General features: G+C 66.7%; 19 protein-coding genes. 10 read left to right on the forward strand and 9 right to left on the reverse strand.

The window, feature by feature from the left end; all coding sequences use genetic code 11:
- The first annotated feature begins 14 nt into the window (after positions 1-14).
- Entirely contained in the window at positions 15-965 is a 951-nt protein-coding gene (locus QFZ53_RS06315; protein WP_307294672.1) for an alpha/beta fold hydrolase, read from the forward strand.
- Here QFZ53_RS06315 and QFZ53_RS06320 read toward each other — a convergent pair.
- Positions 952-1,944, reverse strand: coding sequence for an NAD(P)-dependent alcohol dehydrogenase (locus QFZ53_RS06320; protein ID WP_307294674.1), 993 nt, complete (start codon positions 1,942-1,944; stop codon positions 952-954). The two genes, QFZ53_RS06315 and QFZ53_RS06320, sit on opposite strands and share 14 nt — an antisense overlap.
- A 131-nt stretch (positions 1,945-2,075) precedes the next feature.
- Between QFZ53_RS06320 and QFZ53_RS06325 the strand changes: the two genes are divergently transcribed.
- Genes QFZ53_RS06325 through QFZ53_RS06335 form a run of 3 tightly spaced genes read left to right on the forward strand, consistent with a single transcriptional unit; the run spans position 2,076 to position 4,562 of the window.
- Positions 2,076-2,768 (forward strand): DUF2306 domain-containing protein, encoded by a 693-nt coding sequence (locus QFZ53_RS06325; RefSeq protein WP_307294676.1) that lies wholly within the window; start codon positions 2,076-2,078, stop codon positions 2,766-2,768.
- A gap of 4 nt (positions 2,769-2,772) precedes the next feature.
- Positions 2,773-3,888, forward strand: a complete 1,116-nt coding sequence (locus QFZ53_RS06330; RefSeq protein ID WP_307294678.1) for a sensor histidine kinase — start codon at positions 2,773-2,775, stop codon at positions 3,886-3,888.
- Positions 3,885-4,562 (forward strand): response regulator, encoded by a 678-nt coding sequence (locus tag QFZ53_RS06335; protein ID WP_307294680.1) that lies wholly within the window; start codon positions 3,885-3,887, stop codon positions 4,560-4,562. The genes QFZ53_RS06330 and QFZ53_RS06335 overlap by 4 nt, the downstream gene beginning before the upstream one ends.
- A 92-nt stretch (positions 4,563-4,654) precedes the next feature.
- On the opposite strand, the gene QFZ53_RS06340 is transcribed toward QFZ53_RS06335, so the two are convergent.
- Positions 4,655-5,452, reverse strand: coding sequence for an SDR family NAD(P)-dependent oxidoreductase (locus tag QFZ53_RS06340; RefSeq protein ID WP_307294683.1), 798 nt, complete (start codon positions 5,450-5,452; stop codon positions 4,655-4,657).
- Positions 5,453-5,515: 63 nt separating this feature from the next.
- Between QFZ53_RS06340 and QFZ53_RS06345 the strand changes: the two genes are divergently transcribed.
- The gene (locus QFZ53_RS06345) at positions 5,516-5,986 is read left to right on the forward strand and encodes a MarR family winged helix-turn-helix transcriptional regulator (RefSeq protein WP_307294686.1); all 471 of its coding nucleotides are present in this window, start codon (positions 5,516-5,518) and stop codon (positions 5,984-5,986) included.
- A gap of 123 nt (positions 5,987-6,109) precedes the next feature.
- On the opposite strand, the gene QFZ53_RS06350 is transcribed toward QFZ53_RS06345, so the two are convergent.
- Positions 6,110-6,301 carry a hypothetical protein gene (locus tag QFZ53_RS06350; protein WP_307294689.1) on the reverse strand — a complete coding sequence of 64 codons (192 nt, stop codon included), beginning with the start codon at positions 6,299-6,301 and terminating at the stop codon, positions 6,110-6,112.
- Positions 6,302-6,401: 100 nt separating this feature from the next.
- On the opposite strand from QFZ53_RS06350, the gene QFZ53_RS06355 reads away from it, so the two are divergent.
- Both QFZ53_RS06355 and QFZ53_RS06360 read left to right on the forward strand, forming a co-directional pair.
- Entirely contained in the window at positions 6,402-6,590 is a 189-nt protein-coding gene (locus QFZ53_RS06355) for an ATP-binding cassette domain-containing protein (protein WP_307294690.1), read from the forward strand.
- Between the two features lie 35 nt (positions 6,591-6,625).
- Complete coding sequence (locus QFZ53_RS06360; RefSeq protein ID WP_307294692.1) at positions 6,626-7,162, forward strand: ABC transporter ATP-binding protein; 537 nt, start codon at positions 6,626-6,628, stop codon at positions 7,160-7,162.
- Here QFZ53_RS06360 and QFZ53_RS06365 read toward each other — a convergent pair.
- Both QFZ53_RS06365 and QFZ53_RS06370 read right to left on the reverse strand, forming a co-directional pair.
- Positions 7,151-8,377: a M20 metallopeptidase family protein gene (locus QFZ53_RS06365; protein ID WP_307294693.1), complete on the reverse strand. Its 1,227-nt coding sequence runs from the start codon at positions 8,375-8,377 to the stop codon at positions 7,151-7,153. The genes QFZ53_RS06360 and QFZ53_RS06365 overlap by 12 nt on opposite strands.
- On the reverse strand, positions 8,374-9,855 hold the full coding sequence (locus tag QFZ53_RS06370; protein ID WP_307294695.1) for an MFS transporter: 1,482 nt from the start codon (positions 9,853-9,855) through the stop codon (positions 8,374-8,376). Before QFZ53_RS06370 ends, QFZ53_RS06365 begins: the two co-directional genes overlap by 4 nt.
- Positions 9,856-9,999: 144 nt before the next feature.
- Here QFZ53_RS06370 and QFZ53_RS06375 point away from each other — a divergent pair, with 144 nt between their 5' ends.
- A complete protein-coding gene (locus QFZ53_RS06375) occupies positions 10,000-10,599 on the forward strand; it encodes a TetR/AcrR family transcriptional regulator (RefSeq protein WP_307294697.1) in 600 nt (199 codons plus the stop codon).
- Between the two features lie 28 nt (positions 10,600-10,627).
- Here the strand turns inward: QFZ53_RS06375 and QFZ53_RS06380 are convergent, their stop codons facing one another.
- From QFZ53_RS06380 to QFZ53_RS06395, 4 genes are all read right to left on the reverse strand, one after another.
- Positions 10,628-11,665: a hypothetical protein gene (locus QFZ53_RS06380; RefSeq protein WP_307294699.1), complete on the reverse strand. Its 1,038-nt coding sequence runs from the start codon at positions 11,663-11,665 to the stop codon at positions 10,628-10,630.
- Positions 11,662-14,157, reverse strand: a complete 2,496-nt coding sequence (locus tag QFZ53_RS06385; protein ID WP_307294700.1) for a hypothetical protein — start codon at positions 14,155-14,157, stop codon at positions 11,662-11,664. The genes QFZ53_RS06380 and QFZ53_RS06385 overlap by 4 nt, the downstream gene beginning before the upstream one ends.
- Before the next feature lie 338 nt (positions 14,158-14,495).
- Positions 14,496-14,705 (reverse strand): aldehyde dehydrogenase family protein, encoded by a 210-nt coding sequence (locus tag QFZ53_RS06390; RefSeq protein ID WP_373426319.1) that lies wholly within the window; start codon positions 14,703-14,705, stop codon positions 14,496-14,498.
- A 51-nt stretch (positions 14,706-14,756) separates the two neighbouring features.
- The gene (locus tag QFZ53_RS06395; protein ID WP_307294702.1) at positions 14,757-15,806 is read right to left on the reverse strand and encodes an Lrp/AsnC family transcriptional regulator; all 1,050 of its coding nucleotides are present in this window, start codon (positions 15,804-15,806) and stop codon (positions 14,757-14,759) included.
- 149 nt (positions 15,807-15,955) lie between these two features.
- Here QFZ53_RS06395 and QFZ53_RS06400 point away from each other — a divergent pair, with 149 nt between their 5' ends.
- A complete protein-coding gene (locus QFZ53_RS06400; RefSeq protein ID WP_307294704.1) occupies positions 15,956-17,251 on the forward strand; it encodes an MFS transporter in 1,296 nt (431 codons plus the stop codon).
- A 1-nt stretch (position 17,252) separates the two neighbouring features.
- The gene (locus QFZ53_RS06405) at positions 17,253-18,503 is read left to right on the forward strand and encodes an amidohydrolase (protein ID WP_307294706.1); all 1,251 of its coding nucleotides are present in this window, start codon (positions 17,253-17,255) and stop codon (positions 18,501-18,503) included.
- Positions 18,504-18,507: the final 4 nt, after the last annotated feature.

The raw sequence follows: 18,507 nt of genomic DNA on the forward strand, positions 1-18,507 counted from the left end.
TCAAAGGAGCATCCGTGAACCTGTCCGATTTCCCCGACCCCACCCTCATCCCCGTCAACGGCATCGAACTCGAAGTCTTCGAGGCAGGACGAGAGAACGCGGGGAATCCCGTAGTGCTGTGCCACGGATGGCCGGGCCATGCCTCCGTCTGGCGGTATCAGGTGCCTGCCCTCGTCGCTGCGGGGTACCACGTCATCGTGCCGAACCAGCGTGGCTACGGCAACTCCTCGCGGCCGACTGACGTGACGGCCTACGACATCGAACACCTCTCGGGCGATCTTGTCGCACTTCTCGATCACTACGGATACGACAAGGCGATCTTCGTCGGTCACGACTGGGGCGCAAGCGTCGTCTGGGGGCTGACTCTGCTGCACCCCAACCGTGTGGACAAGGTGATCAACTTGAGCCTGCCCTACCAGGAGCGCGGAGAGGTTCCGTGGATCGAACTCATGGAAGCCGTGCTCGGCGGTGACTTCTACTTCGTCCACTTCAATCGACAGCCCGGCGTCGCGGACGCCGTGTTCGATGAGAACGCGTTCCAGTTCCTTCGTAACCTGTACCGGAAGAACGTACCGCCACGTCCGCCTCAGCCCGGGATGGAGTTCATCGATCTCGCCCGAGCAGAGGCACCACTCGGCGAGCCCGTCATGAGCGACGACGAACTCGCCGTTCTCGTCTCCGCCTTCGAAACCTCGGGATTCACGGGCGGTGTGAACTGGTACAGGAACCTTGACCGCAACTGGCACCTGCTCGCCGACGTGGCCCCGATCATCCACCAGCCCGCACTCATGATCTACGCCGACAGAGACATGGTCCAGAGATCCGAGACGCTTGCGGACTTCGTGCCGAACGTGGACGTCGTCAGCCTCGACTGCGGGCACTGGATCCAGCAGGAGAAGCCCACCGAGCTCAACGAGGCGATCTTGAACTGGCTGCAGCGACAGGGAGCCGTCATCGTCGAGTGACCAGCACCACGTTGCCCCGCTTGCGTCCGGTGTCGACGTAGCGGTGCGCTTCGACGATGTCGGCCAGATCGAAGGACCTGTCGATGACGGCCTGGAAGCGGCCGGCGTCCGCGAGGCTGACGAGGTGCGCGAGCTCGTCAGCGCCGGGCGTGCCGACGTTCCAGGTGACGAGCTTTCCTGAGCGGCGGCTCTGCCCGCGGCTGCGCAGCATCGACCACAGGTCGCTGATGACGAGCAGGAGCGCCCCGCCGGGGTTGATGGATGCCTGTACCCGGCTGAACGGGGCGTTGCCGACGCAGTCGACGATCACGTCGTACGTGCCGCCTCCCGCGGCGAAGTCCTGGCGGGTGTAGTCGACGACCCGGTCGGCGCCGAGTGAGGTGACGAGCGAGGCGTTGCCCTCGCTCGTCACGGCGGTGACGTCGGCGCCGAGATGCTTCGCCAGCTGGATCGCCGCAGTCCCGACCGCGCCGGATGCTCCGTTCACGAGCACCGAGGTGCCCGGCCCGATCGTGATCTGTCCGAAGAAGCCCAGCGCGGTGATGCCGCCGAACACGAGGGTCACGGCTTCCTCGAGCGTCATGCTCGCAGGAGCACGGGTGATCGCCCCGTCGGCCGGCACACACACGTACTCAGCGTGGCCGCCGAACGCTCCGCCCATCGCCGCGATGACACGGTCGCCGGCGGTGAAAGCGGTGACACCCGAGCCGACGGCTTCGACGACGCCGGCGGCATCCATGCCCAGAATCGGATGCTTCGGCCGGAACACGCCGAGCCCGGCGGCCGCGAGCAGACCGAGGCCGGCCGGGATGTCGCGAGCGCGGGACCGATGGTCGGCGATGCTCACCGTGCTCGCGTGCACCCGGATCAGCACTTCGCCGGGCCTCGGCGAAGGGGTGGGGCGCTGCTCGAGGTGCACTTGCTCGGGGCCGCCGAAGCGGCGATAGACGGCCGCGGTCATGGTCGTGTCGGTTGTCATGACTCGATGCTCGCCGCCTCGGGTTCGCGCGTCATCGGCCGGCAGACCAGGATCCGTCCGGCCGAAAGTACGACTCCGAGTCCGTGCGGAAGGCCGATGTCCGCCGTCCTCGCTCACGCCAGCATCGAGACATGTCGGAACACATGAAGGTCTCCCACCCGCCTGCCGGACAACCGCAGCGGCGTTCGAAGAGCGGATGGCCGGCGATTGCCGGCCTCCTGCTGCTCAGCGCACTCCCGGTGTTCGGAGGGGCGCTTCGGCTGACGGAGGTGAGCACGAACCCCGAGGGCGCAGGCCTCCTGCCCTCAGCGGTGGTATTGGTCGCGCACATCGTGGCGATGACCGTGTACTGCGTTCTCGGCGCCTTCCAGTTCTCGCCGGCACTGCGTATCCGGCATCGCTGGCACCGCGCCGCCGGCCGCGTCCTGATCCCCGCCGCCTTCATCGCGGCGCTGTCCGCCATCTGGCTTGCGGTGTTCTTCGGCGGCCACCTCGATGAGCTCGCACTCGCGATGGTCCGCCTGGTTTTCGCGACAGCGATGACGGTGTTCCTCGTGCGGGCGGTGATCGCGATCACGCGCCGCGACTTCGCTGCACACGGTGCATGGATGACACGCGCCTACGCGATCGCCGTCTCCGGCGGAACCCAGGCGCTGGTCTTCGCGCTGTGGACGATCCCCCTCGGCGAAGTGGACGCTTTCGGTGAGGCCTGGCTGGTCGCGACGGCGTTCGTGGTCAACAGCATCGTGGCGGAGCTGCTCATCCGTCGACGGACCGGCCGGCGGGTGCGCCGCGTGTCGGATCGAGGTGCGCTTGTATCCTGACGGAGTGACCGGGCTTCTGCGTTCCGCGTGGAGGGCGCCGAGCGCCGTGCCCCCTCCGCCGCGCCGGGTCTGGCGGGATTGGGTTCTGCTGGCCCTCGTCGCCGTGCTGGCGGTGGTCGAGGGCAGCCTCCGAACCGACCTGCAGCAGCCGTTGGTCTCGGTGCTCGTGCTCCTCGCCGTGCTGCCGACCGTGCTGTGGCGTCGCACCAGGCCGCTGGTGATGCTCGTCATCGTGATGGTGCCGCTCGGGCTGCTCCTGCCCGATTCGACCCTCTACACGAGCCTCTTCGTCATGGTGATGGTCTACGCACTCTTCCGCTGGGGATCAGGTCGCGACCTCGTGATCGGGTCGGTCATCCTCCTTGCGAGCCTCGGCCTCACGTTCGTCCGCGGGGAAGGCCTCGATGATCTCATCGGCGGGTTCGCGCTGCTGCTGACGATGGTGCTGCTCGGGATCGCGTTCCGTTATCGGGCCGGATCCCGGCAGCGTCGTCTCGATCGCATCAGGATGCTGGAGCGCGAGCATCTTGCCCGTGATCTGCATGACACCGTCGCCCACCACGTCTCGGCCATCGCAATCCGGGCCCAGGCGGGCCTGGCGGTGGCGACGCGAGACCCCCGAGCGGCGGAGGACGCGCTCGGCGTGATCGAAGCGGAGGCGGCCAAGACTCTGAGCGAACTGCGGTCCATGGTGCGGGTGCTGAGACAGGGCGATACGGCGGAGCTCGCACCCAGTCCGAGGCTGGGCGACATCGAGCAGCTCGCCGGAACGAGGCCGGGCGGTGTGGCAGTCGTCGTGAAGGTCACGGGCGATGACGGCAGCATCCCGCCGCCCGTCGCAGCCGCTGTCTTCCGCCTCGCGCAGGAGTCCGTGACCAACGCCCTCCGTCACGCCCGGCAGGTCACGCGAGTGGATGTGCTCGTGCAGGCGGATGCAGGCAAGCTGACGTTGAGCGTGACGAATGACGGAGAGGTCGCCGCGTCTCCCACGCCCGGATTCGGGATCATCGGCATGATGGAGCGCGCCGCCCTGCTCGGCGGCACCTGCCAGGCGGGACCCGCGCCGGGCGGCGGATGGGTCGTCACCGCAGTGCTCCCTCGTGTTGGATGGGCAGCATGACCATCCGCGTGCTCGTCGCCGACGACCAGGAACTCGTGCGCACGGGGCTGAGCATGATCCTCGGCGCGCAGCCGGACATCGAGGTCGTGGGTCAGGCCGTCGACGGCAACGAAGCCGTCGCCCTCGCCCGCAGTCTGCGACCCGACGTCTGCCTGTTCGACATCCGCATGCCCGACCTCGACGGTATCGAGGCCACTCGTGTGCTCGCCGGCCCAGGTGCGGACGACCCGATGGCGGTCGTCGTCATCACGACCTTCGACCTCGACGAGTACGTCTTCGCGGCGCTGCGGGCGGGCGCCAAGGGCTTTCTGCTCAAGGATGCCGGACCGGAGCTGCTCGCCCAGGCGATCCGCGCTGCGGCCCGCGGGGATGCTCTGATCGCCCCCGATGTCACGGTGCGGCTGCTCGAGGCGTTCGCCGGGGCGGGGCCCGCAGCCCCTCCGCCGCAGCCGGTCGAGCCGCTCACCGAACGCGAGGAACAGGTGCTCGCGAAGGTCGCGGGCGGACTGAGCAACAGCGAGATCGCGAGAGAGTTGTACATCACCCTCAGTACGGTGAAGACGCACGTCGCGAGCCTGATGACCAAGCTCGGCGCTCGCAACCGCGTCGAGATCGCCATCTGGGCACATCAGACGGGGCGGATGCGCGCCCGAACCACCGGCGAGGGCCACTAGCTCCGCGCGCTCGACCCAGGCGAAGCGGCTCTCGTGCTGGAGCTACTCGGCATTCGCCATCCTTGACGCACCCGGCCAGGGAAGCGGCTGCTTCACGCCTGATAGCGCGTGGCGAGGTCGGCGCCCAGGTTTCCGCTCATGATGAGGCGCTCGGCGCTGGCGAGCTGATCGAGAGGATCGATCGCCTCCAGTCCGGGGAGGCAGAGGATCTCGCCATGGGAGAAGGCCGCCCATGCTGCCCGAGCGACATCTTGCGGAGTCATCGCGTTCGGCAGCTGCGAGGCTCCGCCGTTCCACTCGGATGACACGAGGCCTGGGCAGACCACGGTCGCGTGCACGCCGGTGCCTGCCAGCTCCGTCGCCAGAACCCGGGTGAACGCGACCGTCCCCGCCTTCGCGCCGACGTACAGCGCACGCTTCGGCAATGTGCGGCCGACGCCCTCAGGAGGTGCGGACACCCCCGCGCTGAAGGCGAGATTCGAGGCGACGGTGATCACCCCTCCATGCCCGCGATCCAGCATGGAGGGGAGGACAGCTCTGGTCAGCGCGGGTGTGGCGTCGGCGTTGAGCGTCCACGCGCGCTCCAGGTCGTGCGGATCGATCTCGGAGAACGGGCCGTAAGCGCTGACGCCGGCGTTCGAAACCAGCAGGTCGACATCTCCCGCGCCGGCACGTTCGACGGCGCGCTGGAGTCCCTGGCGGTCTGAGAGGTCTGCGGCCACGATCTCGGATGTCGCTCCGATGCCGGCGAACTCGTTCGCGAGAGCCGATAGGCGGTCTTCGCGACGTGCGACCAGGACGAGGTCGTAGCCCTCGTGCGCAAGCAAGGTGGCGGTTGCGGCACCGATGCCGGAGCTTGCTCCGGTGATGAAGGCGATCGGTCGAGTCATAGTAGGTCCAACTTCTTTATAGATATCAAGATCTTGATGACTATACAACAGTAAACTCGATCTGTGAACGATTCTTCGAACAGCTCCGATCCGCGCGCGCGCACAGTCTGGGCGTTGCGACGAGCCGAATTGGCAGTCCAGGGTCTGAAGGAGCGGCAGCTTCGACCTGTCGGGATCACTGCCTCGCACTATGCCCTCCTCGTATCGATCGACTCCGAGCCGGGCTTGGCCGGCGCGACCCTGGCGCGCCGGCTGAACATCACACCGCAAGCGATCGCCTCCCTTGTAGCGCGGCTCGTCGAGCGGGGTTTCATCGAGCGTCGCCCTCACCCGCGACACCCCAACGTCCGAGAACTGCACCTGACCGACGAAGGCCGTCGTTCGCTCAGCAGGGCCGATGACGTCGTACAACGCATCGAGCAACGAGTCGAAGACCTTCTCGGAACTGTGCAGGCCGACGAGCTTCGAGTGATGCTCGATGCGATCGCATTCTCGCTCGCGCACGCCGACGACGGACAGGCGGAGCCGTCGTGACGAGTCTCAAGGAGCTTCTCGCGGTTGATCGAACGGGGGCGGAAAAGAAGTAGCCGGGCGTCTTTCGGGGCGCAGCAGCAACCGCGCGCCGACGACGGCGCTGGCTGCGCTCGCAGAGAACCTTCAGGTCGCCGACGGGCTGTCTCGCTCCGATCGCTGATCGAACTCGACCGGATCGAAGCTGTGCTCAAGCGCCCGCAACGCCGTGCGCCATGCCTCGGCATCGACGGAGAAGTGGTGGGTCTCGCCGTTCTCGATGTGCGTCAGCGTCATCGTCTGAATCAGTCCGCCGACCAGTTCGGGGAGGAACTGCACGGACGCGTGCTCCCTATACGCGTGCGCTGCTGGACAGCATCCCCCGGCTGGACGGTCCCCGCCCACTCCGGTTGCGCACGACATCTGAAGGAGCGCTCTCGTGACCGACGTCCTCACAGTGACTGATCTGGTCGTCGGATACGGCGACCGCGTCGTTCTCGACGGTGTGAGCCTGCGGGTCCCCCCAGGCGGGAGCGTCGGCCTGGTCGGCGAGTCCGGTTCGGGCAAGTCGACTCTCGCGCGGACCATCCTGGGGCTTCAGACGGCCCGATCCGGGAGCGTCGAGTAGCGGGAATCGGAGGTGACCCTGACCATCCGGTGCAGATGGTGTTCCAGGATCCGATCTCGTCGTTGAATCCCCACCGTGCGGCGATCGATATCGTCGCTGAACCGCTGACCATCCGAGGAGTGGGCACGAAGCGGCAGCGCCGGGAACGTGCCCGCGAGCTGCTTCATCGGGTCGGACTGAATCCTGAGCTCTTCGCCGAGGCCCGCCCCGGCACTCTGTCGGGCGGGCAGGCGCAGCGGGTTGCCATCGCCAGAGCCCTGGTCGCGGAACCGGCTCTGCTGCTCTGCGACGAGCCGGTGTCATCGCTGGACGTCTCAGTGCAGGCCAGGGTGCTGAATCTGCTCGCCGATCTCCGCGAAGAGGCCGGTCTCAGCCTGCTCTTCATCTCTCACGACCTCGCCGTGGTGCGGATGATCGCCGATTCCGTCTCGGTGCTCTGCGAGGGACGGATCGTCGAGAGCGGTGAGACCGAACGGGTCATCGCCGACCCGCAGCACGAGTACACCCGGCAGCTGCTGGATTCGGCTCCGCGGCTGCCGGGTGCACTCGAATCCGACGTCTCAGCCGTGTGACCGCAGCCGGTCGAAGGCGAGTGCAGCGAGCGCGGCCGCCTGATCACCCAACACGCCGTCATCGAACTGCACGAAGGGCGAGTGATTGTAGGAGACGGCGTCGGGCGCGAGGTCTGCGGGCGTCGCAAGGAGTCGGAAGAAACTGCTCGGCACCTCGTTGGAGACGAAGGCGAAGTCCTCCGAGCCCATGACGGCGGTCGCCGCATCGAGCTTTGTGACGCGGTCTGCGCCGAACATCTCCGAGAGGACGTCGGCGGACTGCGTCGTGAGATGGTCATCGTTGACGAGCGGCGGGCAGCCCTCGGTGATCTCGACGCTCGCTGTCGCACCGTGGGCCTCCGCGATCGCGGGTACGAGACGCGAGAGCCGCTGCTTCACCCGCTCAAGGGCGGCGGTGCTGAGGTTCCGGAGAGTTCCTTCGGCGGTCGCCTCGGCAGGGATGACGTTCCGTGCGCTCCCCGCACGGAGCGTGGTCAGCGTGAGGATGATCGGGTCCTGAGCGTCCATCTGACGAGTGACGAGGCTCTGTGCCGCCAGGATGATCTCGGCGAGGATCGGCACCGGATCGATTGCCTCGAATGGGCGGGATCCATGCCCGCCTTCACCGTGCACCGTGATCGAGACAGTGTTCGATCCAGCGGTCGACGCCCCGGGGGCCAGGCCGAAGTGTCCGGACGGTCCTGGAGAGACATGGATGCCGTACGCCGCGACCGGGCGCTCGCCGGCCGCCTCGAGCAATCCCTCGTCGAGCATCATCTTGGCGCCTTGGAGGACTTCTTCCCCGGGCTGGAACATGAAGATCACGCTGCCCGGCAGCTCGTCCTGCCGCGCCGAGAGCAGCTTGGCCGCGCCCACCAGACCGGCCATGTGAAGGTCATGTCCGCATGCGTGCATCGCTGCACCTGTCGAGCTGTACGGGAGCCCGGTCTCCTCGACCAGGGGGAGTCCGTCCATGTCTCCGCGCAGCAGCACGACGGGGCCCGGTTTGCCCCCTCGCAGCACCGCGACGATGGAACTCAGATCGCGCCCCAGCGTGATCTCGAGAGGGAGCCCGCTGAGGGCATCGAGGAGCCGCTGCTGGGTGCGCGGAAGGTCGATGCCCGTTTCGGGGTCCTGGTGGAGAGCTCGCCGCAGCTCGACGAGGTCGGGCAGCAGCGCCTGCGAATCCATGCGCAGATCTTCGAGAAGTGATGCGGCGATCGCGGTTCCGGTCATGATGTGTGTCCTTCATTCAGAGTGATCGAGGTGGGGGCTTGCGGCACGGTTCCGGTCGGGGTCGATCCGAACTCAGGGGAGGTGCTGAGGGAGTACTTCCCGAATGCCAGAGCGGCGGTCGAGGCGAGGAAGAGCACAGCGCACACGGACCAGATGATCGTGTATCCCGCTTCGGTCCCTTCGTTGCTCGTGAGGGCGATGGAGAGGATGATCGCGAACAGGGCGCCTGCGATCGATCCGCCGAGCGTACGTAGAGAGTTGTAGACTCCCGCCGCGATTCCCGTGTCGGTGTCCGGCGCATACTCCGCGATGAGAGCGGGGAGAGCTCCCATGAGCAGACCCATCCCGAGTCCCGTCGGGATGGCGAAGGCGAACACCGTCCACGGCGCATCGTGGACCATCGCGAAGAAGATGAACCCCGAGGCGGCGAGGCCTGCTCCGCAGACGAGCGTCGCCTTCATGCTCATGCGGTGGCTCGCGGCTGTGAACGTGATGGCGCCGATCGCCGTGAGGAGCGTGAAGAACGCGACCGCGAGCGAGACGGTGAGGGTCGGCATGCCCAGACCGTAGCCATCCTTAGAGGGATCTGACGCCGAGAACGTGATGAACGGCGTCTGGAATCCGAACATGACGAAGCCGAACATGAATCCGCTCACGTACAGCGGAGCGAGTGACCGGCTTGCGAGCAGGCGAAGGTTCACGGCAGGGCTTTCGATCCGGCGCTCCCACACGATCCACGGCACGAGCACTGCGGCCGATGCCCCGATCAGCAGCCAGGCCCGGATGTCGGCGAGGCCGCTCTTCGCGAGGACGTTCATCCCGCTCAACAGCAGGACCATGATCACGGCGAGGCCGGCGAGGCCGAGCCCGTCGATGCGCGTCCGGACGCCGCCTGACGACGCCGGAATGCGGAAGAACACCGCATAGCACGCGAGGAGCAGCAGGACGACGGGAACGAACAGGGCCGTGGTGAAGCCGACCAGACTTGTCGCGACGCCTCCGGCGATGGTGCCCACGATCGCACCGATGGTGAGTATCGAGACGAGGATGCCGATCGAGCGCCGCGCATCGTCACGGTTCAGGCGGTGATGGATGATGGCGATCTCCAGCGGCAGCCACACCGCGAGCGGCCCCATCATCACCCTCGAGGCGAGCAGCAGCTCGAAGGTGGGCGCCAGAGCCGACAGCAGCGCACCCGCCGTGACGAGGACCATGGTGATCCGCAGAATCCGCCGGTGACCGAACATGTCGCCGAACTTGGCCAGCAACGGCACGGAGATCGCGGCGGAGAGTCCCTGGATCGTCTGGAACCACGTGATGTCCGCGTCGCTCACGCCGTGATGCGTTGCGAAGAGCTTCTGCAACGGATCGTAGAACCCCTGGAGGAATCCGCTGACGAACTCGACGAAGACGAGGAAGCCGATGATTCCGAGGAGAGACGGCGCTCGGCGGGTGGGAGGAGGAACCGCACGTTGCATTGTGATCCTGTCGTCGTCTGCCGGGGGATGGGGATGCTCCGGCAGCAGTGGTGTGAACTTGTCGGAATACTAGGCTCAGAATTCATCGAAACGCAACGATCCGTTTCGGATTGTTGCCGAACCGTATTGTGATTCCATGGAGACATGACGAGCGATAGTGCCGAGATGCAGGCCGGGCGCACTCGTGACCCGGACCTCACGGCGAGAATCCTGGACGAGACTGCGCGGCAACTGGGCGAACGCGGCTATTCCGCACTCAGAATCGAGCACATCGCCTCCGCCATCGGCAGCGGGAAGACAGCGATCTACCGCCGGTGGCCAGGTAAGCCCGAACTCGTCGCGGCTCTGCTTGCGAGCCGCCAACAGACCGGGTCGGTTCCTGACACGGGTTCCGTCGTCGATGATCTCGTCGAGCACGCCTGGCAGAATGTGCAGAACCAGACGTTCTCCGGGACCGACGCCGAAACGTCTCGAATCCGGTCGGCGATGGTGCAGCCGGAGGTGTACGAGCTCTACTCGACCGACTTCCTCGACAAACGCCGACGCATCGGCATCGAGATCCTCGAGAAAGGCGTGCGACGCTCCGAGCTTCCGGAGGACACGGACATGCAGCTCGTCTTGCAACTGCTGGCAGGGCTCGTGCTCTACCGCACGACCCTCGGCCAGGAGGCGACCACGAGGGACCAGCTGCAGAGAGTGGTCGCAGCGCTCGTCGAAAGCCCTCCGCGTCGAGCTGCGGGGTGACCTAGGCACCGGCGTAGATTCTGCGGGCTTACTGGCACGTCTCCGCAGAGGTGACGCCGTGGATCGAGGCCCACTGCGTCTGCAGTTCGTCGCCGAATTGGGACGCGGGGCCGGAGAGCGGTGGTTCGCATCCCGAGGTGCTGAACCTTCCGAGCACCTGTCCGGGCCGAGCGGTGATGGTGACGGCGTAGACGTCTCCGCCAGGCTCAGCGGTCTCGAGCACAGTGCGGATCGCTGCCCACCCGGGGGCGTCGGCGAGAGCCAGATCCGAGGGGAGCGCGGGTGCGACCGCAGTCGGTATCCTCAGCCAGAGCCTCGGCGGCCCGCCCGCGAACACGTCGATCCTGAATTCGAGCTCGTGATCAGGGTCGTTCTCAGTGAAACCGAGGTAGGCAGGGTCGAAGCCGCGGAGTATCGCGCCCAGCGACGGGGGAACGGGCGACTCGATGGTGGATTCCGACCCGATTGCGAGGGTGAGGAGGTCGGTCCGCGTCTGCATCGAGAACTCATCGAGGAGTGCCGCATGCTCTGCGGGGGAGAGTCCCTCTTCGGCCACTCGGATGGTGCGGCCGTCGCCGACAGAGGCCGAGATCGGCATCCCCTGCCCTGCACGACTCAGCCACTCCTGGACGAACGCGACTCCGGTGGGCGAAGAACCAGGTGCAACAGAGAACGAGACATCCGTGACGGTGGCGAGGGTGACGTGCAACGACGTCGCACGGGAGCCACTGACCCCGTACTCGTCGAAACCCCCGTCCTTCGACGACAGCCAGGTTGTGATGACCCGGTGAGCCTGCTCGGCCGTCACCTCGCGCTCCAGTTCGACGTTCGTCTCCCGCGAGATGCCGGCGTCGAATCCGCCGTCGTCGACGCCGCAGTCTGCCGAAGCGACGCCGGAAAGCGGTTCGAGGATCTCGCAGGTCGCGTCTGCCGCCCGCTCCGCCTCAGCGACGTCCAACGGAGAAGAGCACGCCCCGAGTGAGAGCGGCAGCGAGAGAACGGCCAGAACCGCGAGCGCGCGGCTCTGGCGTCGATGAGCAGCGCGCACGATTCGTCGAGTCCTCATCGTGATCTCCCCCGCTTCGCGCTCTTCTCACGTCGGGTGAGATCCCGACTCTCTGCCGGACTCAACGCCAACTGGGGCGTCGCACGAATCCACTCGTACGTGGCGGCTGCAGATGAATGTTCGCCGAGCGCGGAGAAGGCAGCGGCGAGCTCGAAGGCCGAATCCTTCACACGGGCGAGGAGCTCCGGCTCCAAGGCTCCCGCCGCGAGGTCGAGCACCCGGCGATGAGCCGCGGCCGCCTCCGCGGGGCGTCCGAGGCTCGTGAACAGCACAGCCTGGTTGCGAAGGGCCTTCGCGATACGCAGGCGTCCCGTCGGGGTGTCGACCGACTCGTTGTGGACGACGACCACATGATCGTAGGCGGCGATGGCCGCGTGGCTGTCACCGAGGTCGTCGATCGCCACGGCACGGTTGTATGCCGCCTGCTGCCGGGCGACCCGCACGTCGTGGTCGTGAGAACCAGATCCCAGGGCATCGAGAGCCTCGTATGCGGCGATGGCGCCTCCTGGGCTTCCCAGACGGGTGAGCGCGACACCGAGACGGAAGTACGCACGCGCCTGCACCCGTTCGGCCCGCGTGTCTGCCCCGGGATGCAGCACGGTCGCCTGACCGGACAGATCTGCGACCTGCTCCCAACGGCCGGCGTCCTGGGCGTGCCCCGCCCAGGCGTCGAGCGCGGCGAGCCGCAACATCGCCAGGTCCACGTCGTCCGACTGCGCCGTCGCGTCGATGATCGACGCCCAGTGCGTCTCGGCCTCAGCCAACTGTCCTTTTCCCGCAAGGTCGTCTGCCGCGTAGAGGCGATTGTGCAGCGACCGGTACAGTGCGCTGCCTGGACTGCCTGTGGTCGTCGTGGTCGTCAGGATGCGGGTGTTCTCCCGCGCCAGCCGCACTGTGTCGGCGATGTCATCGTCATCGATCGCTCCGAAGCGCTCATCGATCTCACGGAAGAGGAGGATCGCATCCTCCGTCCTCCCGGCCTCGTGCGTGGCGATCGCGTCGCTGAGCCGCCTCGAGGCATCGAGCCGGCGGATCGCCGGGTCAGGGTCCTCCCCGAACCACGTGGCGAACTCCTCTCTCAACTGCCGGGCGTCGGCCGCCTCGAAGCGACCGGATCGCCATGCAGACCAGAGTCCGTTGGCCGCCCACAGACGTACTCGGCCGTCTGGGTCGTTGCCGAACTCCTGCAGACCAGCCCTGATCGCGTCTCGTCCCTTCTGGATCTGGCCTGCCTCCAGACGAAGCCTCGCAGTCCAATAGGTCGCCTGCGCGCGCTCCTCCCTGGCCTCGTCGAAGCCCGAAGCTCGAACTCTCTCCGACAGCGCAGTCAGCGTGGACAGCGCCTCCTCCCGCCGTCCGAGATCGGACAGGCGCAAGGCCCGTTCCAAGAGCAGCGCAGCCATCGACGACACGGTGTCGCGACGACCCCACAAGGCGCCGAATCGCTCTTCTGTCTCCACCGAGAAGCGCACCGCCTCGTTGGGGTCGCGCCGGGGTGACTCAGGCGCTCGCGACTGCGGATCGTCCGGGTGCCCTAGGACCGCGGAAATCCGCGCGGCGACGGCGAAACGTGAGATCTCACTGCGTGGGTCGAGATCCTGCCGATACAGCGAGTCAGCGTACGTGAGCACGGCGAGCATCTTTGCTGACATCTGCGGCGCACTGCCTGCAGCGTGCAGCAGATCCGACAATACGGTCAGCCGCGCGAGCGGATCCCGTGCCGTGGAGTACGCGTCAAGGAGCCGTCTCCATTCCTCCACCTCGGCGTCGACGCGCTGGGTATCATCGAGCCGCGCGAGAATCCCCTCAAGATGCCGAACAGCCAAGCGGACGCGCCACGCGTCATGATCAGCGGCATCAGGGGCGGTCACCATCGAACGAGCGCGGGCCAGCGAATCTGAGGGATCCAGACGCTCCGCGAGATCAAGATCCACCAGCAGCAGGGACGCGGCCAGCCCCAGGCCCGCCGCTCCACGAACGTGGTCGACGTCGTGCAGCACCCTCAGCAGGATCCCGCGGACGCCGTCGCTGTCGAGGCCATTCTCCACACGGAGTCGTGACGACCTCACCAAGGCGTCAAGACGGATAGCGCGGAGCCTGTCATCGCTCTCTCCATTGAGACGCAGCGCCAGGGACTCCAGCGCGACCGCGATGGACGCCTCGTCCTGACTCAACCAACGCCGAATCATCTGCGCAGTCAGAGCAGCCTCCGCCGCAGCTCTGCGGACTCCGGCCTGCGGTGCATCGCGCAACCGTTCGTCGAAAGCTGTCGCGCGCTGCAGGATCTCGACGTGAAGAACCGGGTCAAGGTCCTCGACGTCATGAATGAACTCGATCCGCTCAAGTTCGGCAAAGGCGCGCGCCTCTGCGGAGCCCTCATCCTCGAAACCCCGTGTCAGAGCAGACATCCGCTCGAGATGCTCGTCGACGACCGCCGACGGCTCCACGCCGACGTCGAGGCTCACCAGAATTCGGGTCGCCTCTGCGATCATCCGCGCTTCCTCCGCATTGTGCGCAGGGACGGCCTGAGAAAACCACGTAGCAAGCGCGAAGCGTGCAGCCCCCTGCTCGCCTTCCTCGACAAGACCTCGTGCTCGGAGAAGCAGCTCACCAATCGACGTGCCCATGTTCCCCCTGCCGTGCGCCTTCCCGATCACGCAACCACGGTCATGAAGACCAGCCATGATCGAATTCAAAGTACTAGACGTCAAAGGCCGACGATGCTGTCGAAGCCGCGAAGAACCGTGGAGCGTCGACGAGTCAGCGCGCCACCACGGCATCGATCCGGATGCGGCGACCTGGGAGCAGTCGTCCTCGGCACCGGCGGACGTCACCGGCTGATGACCTTGGGTGCGGCGACTGCCTTCACACCGGCGACGCGGAACTCCTGTCCATAGCCCGAGGCCTTGGTTCCTCCGAACGGAACCTGAGGGTTGAGAGCGCCGTGCTGGTTGATCCGCACCGTTCCGGCGTCGAGAGGGTGGGCCACTGCGAGGGCCGCCTCGCCTGACGAAACGACAGCGGCCCGAGTGCGCCCGATGGCAACGAATGTTCTCCGAGCATCGCGTGCGCTGCACGACTGTCCGCGTTCTCAACGCTCCCGTCGTTGTGCTCCGATCGGCGCCAGCGCGTGAGATGTCGAGATCTGGTGGGAGAACCTGCCGTCATCGGTGAGCACCGCCCCCGAACGCTTCGCAACGGACGGGATGAGCCAGGTCTCGCAGAGCTCGATCCTCGGATGGGCGTGTTCGATCCGGGTCAGCAGAGACTCGAGGTCGTGCGTATGGCGGAGCCACACGGTGATGGCGAGGTTCATCCTGTCGAGGATGGCAGCGGACATGCGCACTCCAGGGACCCCCGCGACGTCGATGCCGACGGCGGCCAGTTCGGGTGTGGGGACGCGATACCAAAGGGATGCGGCGGTCGTGTATCCGAGCGCGTGATGGGCGAAGTCCGTCTTCGCCGTGAACCACGGTGAACCGAACAGGCGATGGATCGCCCTGGTCACGCTGGTTGTCGAGATCCCGAGCTCAGCGGCGATCTCGGGCGCGGGACGGCGTGCGTCTGGGAGCATGCTCCGCATCACGTCGACGAGCAGCGGCGTGGGGACGGACGGTTCACCGGCGAAGCCTTCTGCGGCGCGCCTCAGCGCCAGCAGGACATCGGCAGAGAGAGCGTCCAGATGCGATCGCGCCCCATCCTTGTAGAGGGTGTGTGCGAACCGGGTCCGCGTCGCGCGGATGCCGGGAATGCTCGCGATGCTGCGCGCCACGAACGCGTCGGCGGTCGCGATGCTCGAGTGCACCACGGTGAGCAGCAGATCGCGTGAGCCCGATGTGCGATCGATCTCGATGACCTCGTCGAGCGGTGCGAGCGCGGCGACGACCTGTTCGCGTTGACCGGCTCGAACATCGACCTCGATGAGAGCCATTGCGGGAAGCTCCACCTCGAGATGCTCCGGCTGCTGGTAGCACACTGTCCACACCAGACCCTCGTTGCGCAGACGTGCCCAGCGGCGGGCCAGCGTCGTGGCGTCGTATCCGAGGATCTTGCCCAGTTGCATCCAACTGATCCGGGGAAAGATCTGCAGAGCGTTCACCAGCTGCCTGTCGACGAGATCGATGACTGTTTCCTGCAGCATGAGTCTGAATTTAGCCCATATCCGGATCGATAGTCGATCTCAGCGAACAGATCGTCGGGCTCCTGCATACGATTCGGGGAATCTTCGGACTTCGAGACAGACCTCACGCGGTGCAACACGCGCCGCGTCCATCGTCACCAGGGAGCATCGTGAGCAACACCTCGTCACAGCCCGCGCTCAACCAGGTTCAGAAGACGCCACGAGTGCGGCTGAGCCGTGACGCGAGACTCGCCGTCTTCCTCTTCTTCCTCGGGTGGGTGATGAGCTACGCCGACCGGCAGCTCATCACCCTCGCCCTGCCCTACATCGGGAAGGATCTCTCGCTCAGCCCCACGCAGCAGGGCATGCTCATCTCGGCCTTCTTCGTCACCTATGCGATCGTGCAGATCCCCGGTGGCATGCTCGTCGACAAGCTGGGCGCCAAACGCACGGCTGTGGCCGGAGTGCTCGCCTGGTCGGTGTTCACCGTGGCGACGGGAACCGCGGGCTCCTTCGCCGTGATGCTCGCCATCCGTGCGCTGTTCGGCATCGGTGAAGGGGTGTATCCGGCTGCCTCGGTGAAAGCGGTCGCCGAGCGGACCAGCGCCGCGCAGCGTATGACGGCGACGGGGTGGATGTACAGCTCGAACGCGGTCGGCACCATCGTCGCCGCTCTTGCGGGAGCGGCGCTCATCGCCACCATCGGCTGGCAGGGAGCCTTCTTCATCCTCGGAGCCGTCGGTCTGCTCGTGGCTCTGGCGATCGGGATCTTCCTCCCGAAGGCGGACGCCTCAGCGGCTCAGACCCTCGAGGTGCAAGAGTCGCCGACATCGACGATCACCGCGAAGGATCTGTTCCGATCCGCAGCGCTGTGGGGGCACGTCGCGATGTTCTTCGGCTACGGCGTCGTCGCGTGGGGCATGAGCGCCTGGGTGCCGAGCTATCTCGTGGACGCACGCGGCATCCCCCTCGGCGTGGTCGCAGCTGCCGCAGTCATTCCGGTGGCCGTCGGCGGTGTGGCTTCTGTGCTGGGCGGCCGGCTCGTCGACCGCCTCGGCGGTCGGCACCGGCTCATCGTCATCCCGGGAATGCTCGCCTGCATACTCACCCTTGCGATGATGACTCAGGAACTCCCCGTGCCGCTGTTCATCACACTGATCGGGCTGCTCTCGTTCTTCAGCGGGATGTGCTACATGCCCGTGTTCGCAGGTCCCGTCCGCGGCCTGCCCACAGCCGTCGTCGGAACCGCCTACGCCACGATCAGCACCGGCAGTCAGGTCGCCGGCATCCTCACCCCGACCCTCATGGGCGTCGTGGTCGAGAACGTCAGCTGGGAGGCCGCTTTCGGCGTCCTCATCGCCGGCTGCGTCATCTGCATCATCGCCGCGGCGCTCGTGCCTCGGGGGCCGGACGAGTTCTTCGCCAGCTTCGCTCGTCGCCAGACGGTGGCCGTCCATGGCGCCTGACATGAAGCGGTGGTCCTCGCCGTCCCCCTCCGTGACGGACCTCTATCGCGACCTGCACCGTCATCCCGAACTCAGCGGTCGAGAGACGCGCACGGCGGCACGCTTGGCGAGCGAGCTCTCTCTCCGGCAGTTCGACGTCACGCATGGTGTCGGCGGAACCGGTGTCGTGGGGATGCTGAGAAACGGAGATGGTCCCACGGTGCTGCTTCGGGCAGACATCGACGGTCTTCCGATCCGCGAAGCAACGGGGGCGCCTTACGCCTCAGCCGCCACCGGCGTGGACAGGGACGGCACCACCGTCCCCGTCATGCACGCCTGTGGCCACGACCTGCACGCCGCAGCGCTCATCGGCGCGATCGACGTGCTGCAGGCGTGTGGCGACCGGTGGGCAGGAACCGTGGCTGTCGTGTTCCAACCAGCGGAGGAGACCGGCGAGGGCGCTCTCGCCATGGTCGCGGACGGACTCGCCGGCATCGTGGGCACACCGACCGTCGCGCTGGGTCAACACGTGTCGCCGGTGCCGGCGGGTGCGGTCGTGACCGCAGAAGGCGTGTACGGCGCCGCCTCGGACAACTTCCGCATCCGCATCCACGGAGTCGGCGGTCATGCCTCGAGCCCGGAAGCCGCGGTCGATCCCATCATCGTGGCCGCGGCGATCGTCATGCGGCTCCAAACCGTGATCTCACGCGAGACCGCAGCCCACGAACCTGCGGTGCTCACTGTCTCCTCGATACACGCCGGTCACGCCGAGAACGCCATCCCCGACGAGGCAGAGCTCACCGTGAACCTGAGGAGCTTCAACGCCTCGACCCGGCACCGCCTCATCAACGCCGTGCGTCGCATAGTCGAGGCCGAGGCCGCGGCAGCGGGAATGGAACAAAGCCCGAGCGTCGAGCGCATCAGTGGAGCTCCGCTGCTCCTGAACGATCCGCACGCCACACACCGCACCTTCGGCGCGATCGGCGAATCCGGACTGGATGCCCACATCGTCACCCAGCCGATGACCGGCAGTGAGGACTTCGGGGTCATCGGCGACGCCCTCGGCTGTCCGAGCGTCTTCTGGCACTGGGGTGGGACGGCACCCGACAGATACAGTCCGCAGGAACTCTCGTCGCTTCTGACCGAGGGACGTCTTCCCGCGCACATTCCCATGAACCACTCGCCCGAGTACCTCCCGGACCTGGATTGGGCCCTCCCCGCAGGCATCCACGCCATGAGCACTGCCGCACTGCACTGGCTTCAGGCTTCGTGAGACG

Source organism: Microbacterium natoriense (assembly GCF_030816295.1).
GTDB classification, from domain to species: Bacteria; Actinomycetota; Actinomycetes; order Actinomycetales; family Microbacteriaceae; genus Microbacterium; species Microbacterium natoriense_A.